Source organism: Nocardia cyriacigeorgica GUH-2 (assembly GCF_000284035.1).
In the GTDB taxonomy this organism is placed as follows: Bacteria; Actinomycetota; Actinomycetes; order Mycobacteriales; family Mycobacteriaceae; genus Nocardia; species Nocardia cyriacigeorgica_B.
The window spans coordinates 1,198,348-1,209,937 of the sequence record NC_016887.1 but is presented as its reverse complement, the minus strand read 5'-3'; the positions used below and the strand labels follow the sequence as shown (position 1 = coordinate 1,209,937).

Below are 11,590 nucleotides of genomic sequence, written 5' to 3'. Positions count from 1 at the left end.
GACGCGGCAGGTCGACGGCGAACCGGATAAACGACTAGGTGCGGGCCGCGAATCCCTGATCCTGTCGGTGGTGCGTGCCAGTATGGACGGCAACGAAAGGGGGCGTTCATGAGGGCAATCGAGGTCGTATTCACCGGCGAGAGTGTGTGCTTCGGCAGCGAGCATCTCTCGGCCGCCGATCTACCGCCGGATGGGCGCGAGGTCGCCGCGACCGAGATCCGCGACGTCGACCCGGCCGCCATACCGCCCGAGATCCGCACCCGCGCCGGGATCACGCTGTTCATCTCCGCCACCCAGCGCGATGAGCTCCGCGCGTTCTGCGCGCGGAACGCGATCCCGCATGTCAATCGCGTCGACGTATGGTCCGACCTGCTGGAACCGTATCTGGACACCCAGTTCGCCGAGTCCGACCAGCGCGCGACCATCACCCGGCTGGAACGGGCCGGGATACCCGCCGCCGAGGTCGCGAGCATCCGGGCGCGCGTCGGTCCGGTGGTCGAGGCGTACAACAGCAAGGTCTGGGAGTGGGTGCACCTCGGGTTGTGCGACCTGTTCCAGGCGGCCGTCGCCGCCCCGTTCGTGCCGCAGGAGCTCCGCGACGGGCTCGGTGACCTCGGCGAATTCCGCGTCTGGGCGATGCGCATCGCCGAGCGCCCGGTCGCAGCGGCCGGCGGCGATCCGGCTCGTCCGGGCCGGTGAGCGGCGGTACCGTCGACGCGGTGGGTGCCTCGACAATCGACCCGATGGTGCGGATCGGCCGGGCGGCGGTGTTCACCGTCTTCGGGCTCAACGGGTTCCTGCTCGCCATGTGGGTGGTGCATATTCCGGCGATCACCGAGCGCACCGGCATCGCCCATTCCACTCTCGGCATGTTCATCCTGCTGATGGCGGGCGCCGGAATCGTGGGCATGCGGCTGGCCGGGCCGCTCGCCGACCGCTTCGGCAGCCGGGCGCTGGTCGGCGTGGCCGGGTTGACGGCGTCGGTGTGCGTGATCGGTCCCGGCCTGGCGACCGGGCCGGTGACGCTGGCGATCGCGCTGTCGGCGTTCGGATTCGGCAACGGCGCACTCGACGTGTCGATGAATACCCAAGCGGTGCATGTGGAGCGGGAGTATCGGCGCCCGATCATGTAGGCCTTCCATGCGCTGTTCTCCGGTGGCGGGCTGCTCGGGGCGCTGGTCGGTGCGCTCACCTTGCGATTGGGCTGGTCGCCGTGGCTGACGATGTCGCTGGCGGCGGGCGCCGGTGTGATCATCGTGCTGGCCTGTCTGCCCCGGCTGTTGCCGCATGCCGCACCGCAGCACGAGAGCGCCGAGCCCGCCGGCCGCGGCGGGTCGCGCAAGGTGTGGGCGCTGGCGGCGCTGGCGTTCGGGCTGCTGCTCACCGAGGGTGTGGCCAATGACTGGAGCACGCTGCAGATGCGCGAGCACCTGGAGACCGACGAGTCCACGGCCGCCCTGGCTTTCGGCGCGTTCTCGGTCACCATGACGCTCGGCCGTTTCACCGCCGACCGGGTCAGCGGTGCGTTCGGCCGGGTGGCGGTGGTGCGCTACGGTTCGCTGCTCGCCGCGCTCGGGTTGCTGCTCATCCTGCTGTCGCCATGGGTGCCACTCACCCTGCTCGGCTGGGCGTTGTGCGGACTCGGGTTGGCCGGTGGCATCCCGCAGATCTTCACCGCCGCGGGCAATCTCGGCTCCGGCAATGCCGCCACGGATATGTCGCGGGTGTTCAGCATCGGTTATGTGGGACTGCTCGCGGGCCCCGCGGTGATCGGGTGGCTGACCGCGCTGGTCCCGCTCACCGCCACGTTCGTGGTGCCGCTGGCGATCGTGGTGCTGTGCGGGGTGTTCGCCGGTGTCGTCGCACCTCAGCCGGGATGATCAACCCGCATCGACAGCTCGACCATCGGCACGGTGTCGATGCCCTGCCCGGTGGCCTCCTCGATGATGCCACCGAGTTCCTGGTAGGCCTTGGGATGCCGGACGCGGTAGCCGGCCAGCACGGCGGCGGTCTCTTCGATATCGAGCATGCGCGCCACGGCGGGCGCGCGGTGGCGCCACCCGACGCTCACCCGGCAGTGCGGTTCGGCCAGCAGATTGCGATACCACTGCGAGGTGGGGCCGAAGCCGGAGGCGATGACGACGGTATCGGCGTCGGGCCGGTCCACCGTCTCCAGCACCACGTAGCGCACCTGCCCGGATTTGCGGCCGCGATGTTCCAGCAGCAGCAACCGGCCCCCGAACAGGAATCCCAGGCGCGCCCGGAACACCCAGATGGGCGCCCGCACGAACCACCGCGTCCGCAACAGTTTCGCTCCGACACTCGGCATGCCGACGACGGTAACAGCGTCATTGACCCAGTCGTGGTGGGGCCACCCTCTATCTACAGGTACATCCCCGATTCGGGCGTTTTCGCCGCCGTCACGATCTGATCGGTACCATCCCGCAACGCGATCAGTTCCGCGAGCGTCGCGCCGCTGGGCGGGACCTCGACGCGCTCGGCGTGTTCGCCCAGCCACGTGCGGGATTCGGCATAGCTGAGGCGGCCGACCTCGAGCTGGGCCAGGCACCGGCCCGGACGGGTGACGGCGGGGTGCAAACGCGACAGGTCCTCGTTGGTGGTGATCGCGATCAGCACATCCCGGCCCTGGCCGAGCATGCCGTCGGTGAGGTTCAGCAGCCGGGAAAGGCCCTGGCCCGCCGACTCTTTCGCCTCGGCTCGGATCAGCTCATCGCAGTCCTCGAGCACCAGCAGCCGCCAGCGCCCGGCGCCCTGCTCACCACCGTCGGCCCCCATGGCCGCCGACATCAGATAGCCGGGCTGGGAGAACAGCACCTCCGGGTCGAGCACGCAGTCGGCCTGACACCACGGACCCCAGGATCGCGCGAGCGCGCGCAACGCGGTGGTCTTGCCGGTGCCGGGCGCGCCGTGCAGCAGCAACAGCCGGCCGCGGATATCGGCCGCTCCCACCGCCATCAGCCGATCCAGGGTGGCCGCGACCGGCGCGGAGTAGTTGCCGCGGATATCGGCCCAGGCCGGGGTCGAGATGTCGAGCACCCGACGGCGCGGTCCCTGGTGTTCGTCGAGATGCCAGAAACCCATCTTGACCACATCGTCGGCGATGGTCTCGTCCACCGCCTCGTGGGTGGCCTCGGCCATGATCCGTTCGGCCAGCTCGTCGTCGACCGCGACCACCTCGACGACGCCGCTGCGGTCCTCCCAGCGATCCGACCGCAGGGTCCAGCCGTCGCCGTGCACCAGCACCGACACGCTGCCGCCCTCGTTGATCATCCGCGAGACCGTCGACCCGGCCGGGCGCAGCAGGGCCTGCGGGCGCACCTTCTCCAGATGCACCTTCCGATAGCAGGGCAGCGCGCCGCGCGCGAACGGCGTCAGGGCGAGCACATCGAGGACGTCGCGCGCGGAATAGTAGGAATCGAGCCGGACCGACCAGTCGAGCCCGCCGGTGGCATCCGCGGACGCCTCCGGAGATCCGACCAGCCGCAGAGCTTCACTGTGTTCGAACATCGCCACCATGCTTCGCGCCGGAACGGGTAACGTCCAGCGAATATCGGTTCACGGACAACGCGACGGCCCGCCGTCCGCATCGGACGACGGGCCGTTTCGCGCAGAGACCGCGTGGATTACAGCGCCTTCAGTTCCTCGGTGACCGCACCGACGGACTTCTTGGCGTCGCCGAACAGCATGGAGGTGTGATCGGCGTAGAACAGCGGGTTGTCGATGCCGGCGAAGCCGGAGTTCATCGAGCGCTTGAGCACGATGACGCTCTTGGCCTGGTCGACGTTGAGCACCGGCATGCCGTAGATGGGGCTCGAGGAGTCCTCGCGGGCGGCCGGGTTGGTGACGTCGTTGGCGCCGATGACCAGGGCGACGTCGGTGCGGGCGAATTCGCCGTTGACGTCGTCCATTTCCTTCATCGCGTCGTAGGACACCTCCGCCTCGGCCAGCAGCACGTTCATGTGGCCGGGCATACGACCCGCGACCGGATGAATGGCGTACTTGACCTCGACACCCTTCTTCTCCAGCAGCTCGGCCATCTCCTTGACCGCGTGCTGGGCCTGCGCGACGGCCATACCGTAGCCGGGCACCACGATGACCTGGTTGGCGTAGGCCATCTGGATCGCGGCGTCGGCGGCCGAGGTGGCCTTGGCCTGCTTGGCCTCACCGCCACCGGCACCGGCCGCGGCGCCACCGCCGCCACCGAACCCGCCGGCCACGATGGCCGGGATGGACCGGTTCATCGCCTTGGCCATCAGGTTGGTGAGGATGGTGCCGGACGCGCCGACGATCATGCCCGCCACGATCATGGCGGTGTTGTTCAGCGCCAGGCCGGCCGCCGCGGCGGACAGGCCGGTGAGGGCGTTGAGCAACGAGATCACCACGGGCATATCGGCGCCGCCGATGGGCAGCACGACCATCAGGCCGAGGATGCCGGCGAGCACGAGCACCGCGATCATCCACAGCTGCGAGGCACCACCGTCGGCCGCCTTGATGCCGATGAACGCCGCGGCGGCGATCGAGCCGACCAGCAGCAGCAGGTTCAGCGGTTGCTGCAGCTTGCCCAGACCGATCGGGCGGCCGGGCAGGATCTCCTGCAGCTTGCCGAACGCGATCAGCGAACCCCAGAACGAGATCGAACCGATGATCGCCGCGAACAGCGAACCGATCACGATGTGCACGGTCGGCTCTTCACCGTGCTTGAAGTTCGAGAAGCCGGTGGTGTCGAGGAACTCCGCCCACGCGATCAGCGCGACCGTGCCACCGCCGACACCGTTGAACGCCGCCACCAGCTGCGGCATCTCGGTCATCTTGGTGAACTTGGCCGGCGGAACGCCGAGCACCACACCGACCACGAGGCCGGCGATGATGAGGATCCAGTTGCCGGTGTCACGCACCGCGATCAGCGTCGCGATCACCGCGATGGCCATACCGGCCGCGGCGATCCAGTTGCCGCGCACCGCGGTCTTCGGGCCGGTCAGGCCCATCAGACCGTAGATGAACAGCGAGAACGCGACGATATAGAGAATGTTGACCAGGTTGTCCATCGGTTTACTCGCTCGCCTTCTGCGCGGCCGGCTTCTTGCCCTTGAACATGCCGAGCATGCGGTCGGTGACCACGAAACCACCGATGACGTTCAGGGTTCCGAAGACCACGGCGACGAACAGGATCACCTGCATCAGCACCGACGGGTCCTCGACCTTGCCCAGCGTCACCAGCGCGCCGAGCACCACGATGCCGTGGATGGCGTTGGTGCCCGACATCAGCGGGGTGTGCAGGGTATTGGGCACTTTGGAGATGACCGCGAATCCGACGAAGCCGGACAGCACCAGGATCGCGATATTGGCAAGCAGTTCGGTGTACATCAGTTCTCCACCTCGCGCGTCACGCAGGAATCGGCGAGCACCTGGTCGTCGAAATCGGGGGCGATCTTGCCGTCGACCAGCATCAGCTCCAGCAGCGCCGCGATGTTCTTCGAGTACAGCTCGCTGGCGTGCTCGGGCATGGTCGCGGGCAGGTTCAGCGGCGAGCAGATGGTGACCCCGTGCTTGACCACGGTCTGGCCGGGTTCGGTCAGCTCGCAGTTGCCGCCGGTCTCACCGGCCAGGTCGACGATCACGCTGCCGGGCTTCATGCCCTCCACGGCGGCGGCGGTGACCAGGCGCGGCGCCGGGCGTCCGGGCACCAGCGCGGTGGTGATGACGACGTCGAAGCCCTTGATGGCGTCTTCGAGGGCCTGCTGCTGCTTGGCCTTCTCCTCGTCGGTGAGCTCACGGGCGTAGCCGCCCTCACCGGCGGCGTCGATACCGAGATCGAGCCACTGCGAACCGACCGAGCGCACCTGATCGGCGACCTCGGGCCGCACGTCGTATCCGGTGGTGCGCCCGCCCAGGCGCTTGGCCGTGGCCAGCGCCTGCAGACCGGCCACACCCACGCCCAGCACGAGGACGGTCGCGGGCTTCACGGTGCCTGCGGCGGTGGTGAGCATCGGGAAGAAGCGGGTCGACTCCGAGGCCGCCAGCAGCACGGCCTTGTAGCCGGCCACGTTGGCCTGCGAGGACAGCGCGTCCATCACCTGCGCGCGCGAGATGCGCGGAATCGCCTCGACGGCAAAGGCTTGCACGCCGGCCGACTTCAGCGCGCCGATCTGGTTGTCGGCGTTGCGCGGGGCCAGGAACCCGATCAGCGTCTGCCCGGACGACAGCTTGGCCACTTCGGCATCGCTGGGCGGGGCCACCTTGACCACGACCTCGGCCGACCACGGATCGCCGATGGTCGCACCGGCCTCGGTGTAGGCCTCGTCGGGAATGAGCGCGCCGAGTCCGGCACCGGATTCCACGACCACCTGCACACCCTGTTTCGCCAGGGCCGGAATGATCTTGGGTACCAATGCGACACGTCGTTCGCCCGAGCCGGTTTCGCGAACGACTCCGACACGCGCTCCGCGCGGGGACTCCTCGCCCACGTTTTGCGTTGTCTCCACCTGTCAGACTTCCTTCTCGTGCTGGCTTAGCTCTACCGAACGACTCAGCGCCGCTGAAACGACGGCCGAACGAAGTTACCGAAGAGTAAGTTCCACCAAATCCTGGCAACTGTACCCGGCCCGCGGTGAGCTTAGCTGAGAGTCCCGTCACACACGCCACGCCCGGGTTAGGTTGCCCTTTCGGAGTCAGATCGTGACTGAGCAGGACAAACGGCACAAGAGCGTACGTCCGGGTGGGTTACCCACCTGGAGGTAGGTTCGCCGGTCCGATGGCCGCGACCGACCCATTCAGTGACGGGCATCACGCCGGGAACAGGCCGCGGGGTGTCCCACGCCACTCGTACGCCGTATGGTCGCCGTGTGAACGACTGCGTCTTCTGCCGCATCGTGGCGGGTGAAGCTCCGGCGACCAAGGTGTACGAGGACGACACCCTGTGCGCGTTTCTCGACATCCGTCCGATCGCGCGCGGCCACACCCTGATCGTCCCGAAGCGGCATGCCACCGAACTCGAGGACCTCGATCCCGACACCGGCGCCGCATTGTTCCGCGCCGGGCACAAGCTGGCGCTGGCGATCCGGCGTGGCGGGCTGGCCGCCGACGGCGCCAACCTCATCCTCAACGACGGCACCGCGGCCTTCCAGACGGTGCCGCATGTGCACCTGCACGTGGTCCCGCGCAAGCATGGCGACAAGCTGCGCTTCGCCGCCGGTTTCCTGCTGCGCCGCCCGCACGACGCCGCCTCCACCGCCGCCGCGATCCGCACCGGCCTCGACGCCCTCGATCCTGCGCCCGAAACCACCTCGGCCGCAGCCGAACTCGATACCGATCAGACCAGCACGGGGGAAGGACCCGCACCACGATGACCGACACGCCGAATCAGGCCGAGCTCACCGCATTGCTGCCGGAGCAGTGGGAGGCGATCGCCACCCTCGTCGACGGCCTGGAAGAGCATGTGTGGCGCACGCCGACGAATCTGCCGGGCTGGACCGTCTTCGATGTGGTGGCCCATGTGGTGGGCACCGAGTCGTTTCTGCTCGGTGAGAAGCCGCCGGCGCGCGATCGCTCGCAGCCCGAGGTCGACGTGCATTCGCTGCCGCACGTGCGCAACGAAGTCGCGGTGATGAACGAGATCTGGGTCCAGCGGCTGCGCCCGCTCACCGGATCCGCTCTGCTGCAACGGTTCCGCGACGTCACCGAGCGCAGGCGCAAGGCGCTGGCGTCGATGGACGAGACGCAGTGGCAGGCACAGACCCCCTCGCCGATCGGTCCGGTGAGCTACGGCCGCTTCATGCGGGTGCGGCTGTTCGACTGCTGGATGCACGAACTCGATATCGCCGACGCGCTCGGTGTGCGCGTCGACGAGGGCGGGCGGCGCGGTGAACTGGCGTTCGAGGAATTCGCGCAGACGGTGCCGCGGGTGATCGCCAAAGTCGGTAAGGCGCCGGAAGGTTCGCGGATCACCTTCGAATTGACCGGCCCGCTCGCGCGCACGATCCACATCGCGGTCGAGGGCCGCGCCCGCTATGTCGACGCCCTCGACGGCCCTGCCACCACGACCATCACGATGGATTCGGGCCTGATGGTGCGCCTCGGCGGCGGCCGCGTCACCGCCGATTCCCGCATGGGCGAGATCGGCTTCGCCGGCGACGACGAATTGGGCCGGCGACTGGTGCGCACCCTCGCCTTCACCCTCTGACCCTATGCGGCTGTTCCTGGCCTCCTACCGTTTCGGCGCGCACGCCGACCGGCTCGCCGCGCTCATGGGCGGGCCGGGCCGGGTCGCGGTGATCGGCAATGCCTGCGACGCCTGGCCCGCGGCCCGCGCGGCGGCGATCACCAGCGATATTATTCCCCTGCGCCGGTTGGGGTATGCGGCCGAGGAAGTGGATCTGCGCGAGTACGCCGGCCGGTCCGAGCGGTTGGCCGCGCGGCTGGCGGAGTTCGGAATGCTCTGGGTGCGCGGCGGCAACACCTTCGTGCTGCGCGCCCAATTCGCCCGCAGCGGAGCCGATCTCGTCATACCGGAACTGCTCGCCGCCGATGCGCTGGTGTACGCGGGCTACAGCGCGGGCGCGTGTGTGCTGGCGCCCGATCTCCACGGACTCGAAACCGCCGACGACCCGACCGAGGTGCTGCCCGCCTGTGGAATCGAACCGCGTTGGGACGGCTTGGGTTTGATCGACCGGCCGATCGTGCCGCACATCGATTCCGCCACCGACCCCGACGGCGACGGCAACCGTTTGGCGGCTGCCTACCGGGCCGCGGGCATCGCGCACTGGGCACTCACCGATGACGATGTGGTCGTCGTCGATGGGGAGTCGGTGACAGTACTCGACTGACCCTTTAGCGCACCTGCCCGCCGGCTCCCGCCGCGTCGGACACCGGCTCCGCGCGCCGGCGAAAAACCACCCACCGCATCGCGCTGTACATATAGACCGCCTCGCAGGCGCCCGCGACCAACCGGGACAGGTGGTACTCCACACCGAGTTCGGCCAGCCCGGTGCTCACCCCGAGGATGAAGGCCAGATAGTTGATCAGCACGACCACCGCGTACACCACGGCTTGCCGGCCGATCGGGGCGTGCGAGTGGAAGTTGAAGGTGCGGTTGAGCAGGAACGCCAGCCCGAACGCGCACACATAGCCCACCGTCACCGACAGCCACAGCGGCAGGCCGAACCCGCTGTGCAGGGTGGTGAGCAGCACCAGGTCCACGCCGAAGGTGAAGCTGTTGATCAGCGCGAAGCCGAGCAAGGTGGGCGCGACGATCCGGTCCAGCCCCCACGGCAGCCGCGTCACCACGGACTCGCACAGGCGCGTGAAACGCTCGGCCAGGGTGTCGGTGGCGGCGGCCAGATCATGCACGGCGGCCAGCGTGCCAGCGGCAGGTTTCGCCCAGATGATCACCGAGCAAACGCGCAGGTCAGGCCATGCGAGCGCGGGTTCCGGAAGCGCCGTCGTCCAGGGCCGACCAGGCCGCGAGGCAGCGGCGGCGGGTGACGTCGTCGGCCTCGGTGAGCAGCGCCTCGAGCAGCACCCGCGGGTCCGCGCGCCACTGCGCGGTCACCGCGGCCACCGTCTCGGTGCCGAACATCCCGGACCGGTCCAGGGCCGTCGCCCATTCGCGGTGCTCACCCGCGTGCACGCGGCGCAGCGCCGCCGGATCGACGCCGCCGTCGACGAACTCGGCGGAGAACATCGCGGCCACCAGCTCCCGGCAATTCTGCGGTTCGACTTGCTTCAACGCCATCCCTCCGCCCGACCAGTGCATGAACCCCGACCGTTGCATTGTCTCCCCCGGGCCCGCGCCATGGCCACTCGACCCGCGACAGCACATTCGGTGGCTTGCGCTCGCGGCGATGGCCCTAGTGTTATCGAGGTGGACCTGCACGATCTGATCGACTCCCTCCCCGACGGCGCGGTGGTCACCGACCCCGATGTGCTCGACGGCTACCGCCACGACTGGGCCCGTGACCCCGAGGCGGGCACCCCGCTGGCCGTGGTCCGGGCGAGCAGCACCGCCGATGTCGCGGCCACGCTGCGCTGGGCGCATGACCGGCGGGTGCCGGTGGTGCCGCGCGGGGCGGGCTCGGGACTGTCCGGCGGGGCGACCGCGGTGGACGGCGGGATCGTGCTGAGCACCGAACGCATGCGCGCGATCAGCGTCGACCCGGTCACCCGGACCGCGGTGGTGCAGCCCGGACTGCTCAATGCCGAGGTCAAGCGGGCCGTCGCCGAGCACGGCCTGTGGTATCCGCCGGATCCGTCGTCGTTCGAGATGTGCTCGATCGGCGGCAATGCCGCGACCAACGCGGGCGGGCTGTGCTGTGTGAAGTACGGCGTCACGACCGATTACGTGCTCGGCATGGAGGTCGTGCTCGCCGACGGCACGCCGGTGCGGCTGGGCGGGCCGCGGCTGAAGGATTCGGCGGGCCTGTCGCTGACGAAGCTGTTCGTCGGCAGCGAAGGCACGCTCGGCGTCATCACCGAACTCACTCTGCGCCTGCTGCCCGCCCAGCCCCCGCAGAGCACCGTGGTCGCCTCCTTCGGCACGCTCACCGCCGCGACCGAGGCGATCCTGGCCATCACCGGCGTGCTGCGCCCGGCCATGCTCGAGTTCATGGACACCGTCGCGATCAACGCGGTGGAGGACGAGATGCGGATGGGCCTGGATCGTCAGGCCGCCGCGCTGCTGGTCGCGCGGTCCGACGCACCGGGTGCGTTTGCCGCGCACGAGGCCGAGCTCATGGTCGCCGCCTGCGAGAAGGCCGGCGCCACCGAGGTCTTCCACACCGAGGACCCCGAGGAAGGTGAGGCCTTCACCGCGGCACGGCGGTTCGCGATTCCCGCAGTCGAACGGCTGGGGCCGCTGCTGCTCGAAGACGTCGGCGTGGCGCTGCCGCGGCTGGGTGATCTGGTCAATGGCATCGCCGAGATCGCCGAACGCAACGACGTGATCGTCTCGGTGATCGCGCACGCCGGCGACGGCAACACCCATCCGCTGATCGTGCACGACCCCACCGATCCGGATATGACCGAACGCGCGCACCGGGCCTTCGGCGAGATCATGGATCTGGCCATCGCCCTCGGCGGCACCATCACCGGTGAGCACGGCGTCGGCAGGCTCAAGAAGGCCTGGCTGCCCGATCAGCTCGGCCCCGACGTGATGGCGCTGACCGCCCGCATCAAGGACGCGCTGGATCCGCACGGCATCCTCAATCCCGGCGCCATCCTGTGATCGAATCGACCGCATCCGGAACAACCGGGCCGGAGAAGGAGTTCCACCCCGATATGACCACCAGGCTCGAACACAATGTCGCCGATACCCGTTTCGAGATCTACATCGACGACACCCTCGCCGGCTACGCCGATTACTCCGAACGCGAGGACGCCAGGGTCCGCGACTTCCACCACACCATGACCTTCCCGGAATTCCGTGGCCGCGGCGTGGCCGCCCAGGTGGTCGAATACGCGCTCGCCGACTCCCGCGAGCACGGCTTCTCCGTGGTCCCTACCTGCTGGTACGTGGACCAGTACATCGGCTCGCATCCGGAGTACGCCGATCTGGTGAGCTGAGCGGCGGCCGCCG

Annotated in this window: 13 protein-coding genes and 1 pseudogene; 7 read left to right on the top strand and 7 right to left on the bottom strand. The window is 68.9% G+C overall.

From position 1 onward, the window contains the following. Positions 1-108: 108 nt before the first annotated feature. Together NOCYR_RS05460 and NOCYR_RS05455 are read left to right on the top strand one after the other, a co-directional pair. The gene (locus NOCYR_RS05460) at positions 109-699 is read left to right on the top strand and encodes a hypothetical protein (protein WP_014349360.1); all 591 of its coding nucleotides are present in this window, start codon (positions 109-111) and stop codon (positions 697-699) included. 44 nt (positions 700-743) lie between these two features. Then, positions 744-1,880: pseudogene (locus NOCYR_RS05455) on the top strand (MFS transporter). Here NOCYR_RS05455 and NOCYR_RS05450 read toward each other — a convergent pair. From NOCYR_RS05450 to NOCYR_RS05430, 5 genes are all read right to left on the bottom strand, one after another. Continuing rightward, positions 1,868-2,329, bottom strand: a complete 462-nt coding sequence (locus NOCYR_RS05450; protein WP_014349357.1) for a nitroreductase family deazaflavin-dependent oxidoreductase — start codon at positions 2,327-2,329, stop codon at positions 1,868-1,870. The pseudogene NOCYR_RS05455 and the gene NOCYR_RS05450 overlap by 13 nt on opposite strands. 53 nt (positions 2,330-2,382) lie before the next feature. Then, on the bottom strand, positions 2,383-3,528 hold the full coding sequence (locus NOCYR_RS05445; protein WP_228793267.1) for a DUF5925 domain-containing protein: 1,146 nt from the start codon (positions 3,526-3,528) through the stop codon (positions 2,383-2,385). 116 nt (positions 3,529-3,644) lie between these two features. Then, positions 3,645-5,066, bottom strand: a complete 1,422-nt coding sequence (locus tag NOCYR_RS05440) for an NAD(P)(+) transhydrogenase (Re/Si-specific) subunit beta (RefSeq protein ID WP_014349355.1) — start codon at positions 5,064-5,066, stop codon at positions 3,645-3,647. A gap of 4 nt (positions 5,067-5,070) precedes the next feature. Then, positions 5,071-5,385, bottom strand: a complete 315-nt coding sequence (locus tag NOCYR_RS05435; protein WP_014349354.1) for an NAD(P) transhydrogenase subunit alpha — start codon at positions 5,383-5,385, stop codon at positions 5,071-5,073. Then, a complete protein-coding gene (locus tag NOCYR_RS05430; RefSeq protein ID WP_048832896.1) occupies positions 5,385-6,503 on the bottom strand; it encodes a Re/Si-specific NAD(P)(+) transhydrogenase subunit alpha in 1,119 nt (372 codons plus the stop codon). Before NOCYR_RS05430 ends, NOCYR_RS05435 begins: the two co-directional genes overlap by 1 nt. A 360-nt stretch (positions 6,504-6,863) precedes the next feature. Between NOCYR_RS05430 and NOCYR_RS05425 the strand changes: the two genes are divergently transcribed. From NOCYR_RS05425 to NOCYR_RS05415, 3 genes are read left to right on the top strand one after another with little or no spacing between them, the layout of a single operon-like run. Then, complete coding sequence (locus tag NOCYR_RS05425) at positions 6,864-7,367, top strand: HIT family protein (RefSeq protein ID WP_014349352.1); 504 nt, start codon at positions 6,864-6,866, stop codon at positions 7,365-7,367. Beyond that, positions 7,364-8,200 (top strand): maleylpyruvate isomerase family mycothiol-dependent enzyme, encoded by an 837-nt coding sequence (locus NOCYR_RS05420; RefSeq protein WP_014349351.1) that lies wholly within the window; start codon positions 7,364-7,366, stop codon positions 8,198-8,200. Before NOCYR_RS05425 ends, NOCYR_RS05420 begins: the two co-directional genes overlap by 4 nt. Before the next feature lie 4 nt (positions 8,201-8,204). Beyond that, positions 8,205-8,843, top strand: a complete 639-nt coding sequence (locus NOCYR_RS05415) for a Type 1 glutamine amidotransferase-like domain-containing protein (protein ID WP_014349350.1) — start codon at positions 8,205-8,207, stop codon at positions 8,841-8,843. Positions 8,844-8,847: 4 nt separating this feature from the next. Here the strand turns inward: NOCYR_RS05415 and NOCYR_RS05410 are convergent, their stop codons facing one another. Both NOCYR_RS05410 and NOCYR_RS05405 read right to left on the bottom strand, forming a co-directional pair. Then, positions 8,848-9,366 carry a GtrA family protein gene (locus NOCYR_RS05410; protein WP_052315521.1) on the bottom strand — a complete coding sequence of 173 codons (519 nt, stop codon included), beginning with the start codon at positions 9,364-9,366 and terminating at the stop codon, positions 8,848-8,850. A 58-nt stretch (positions 9,367-9,424) separates the two neighbouring features. Next, entirely contained in the window at positions 9,425-9,751 is a 327-nt protein-coding gene (locus NOCYR_RS05405) for a hypothetical protein (RefSeq protein WP_014349348.1), read from the bottom strand. Between the two features lie 129 nt (positions 9,752-9,880). On the opposite strand from NOCYR_RS05405, the gene NOCYR_RS05400 reads away from it, so the two are divergent. Both NOCYR_RS05400 and NOCYR_RS05395 read left to right on the top strand, forming a co-directional pair. Then, the gene (locus NOCYR_RS05400; RefSeq protein WP_014349347.1) at positions 9,881-11,239 is read left to right on the top strand and encodes an FAD-binding oxidoreductase; all 1,359 of its coding nucleotides are present in this window, start codon (positions 9,881-9,883) and stop codon (positions 11,237-11,239) included. Further along, on the top strand, positions 11,239-11,577 hold the full coding sequence (locus tag NOCYR_RS05395) for a GNAT family N-acetyltransferase (RefSeq protein ID WP_330981627.1): 339 nt from the start codon (positions 11,239-11,241) through the stop codon (positions 11,575-11,577). The genes NOCYR_RS05400 and NOCYR_RS05395 overlap by 1 nt, the downstream gene beginning before the upstream one ends. Positions 11,578-11,590 lie beyond the last annotated feature (13 nt).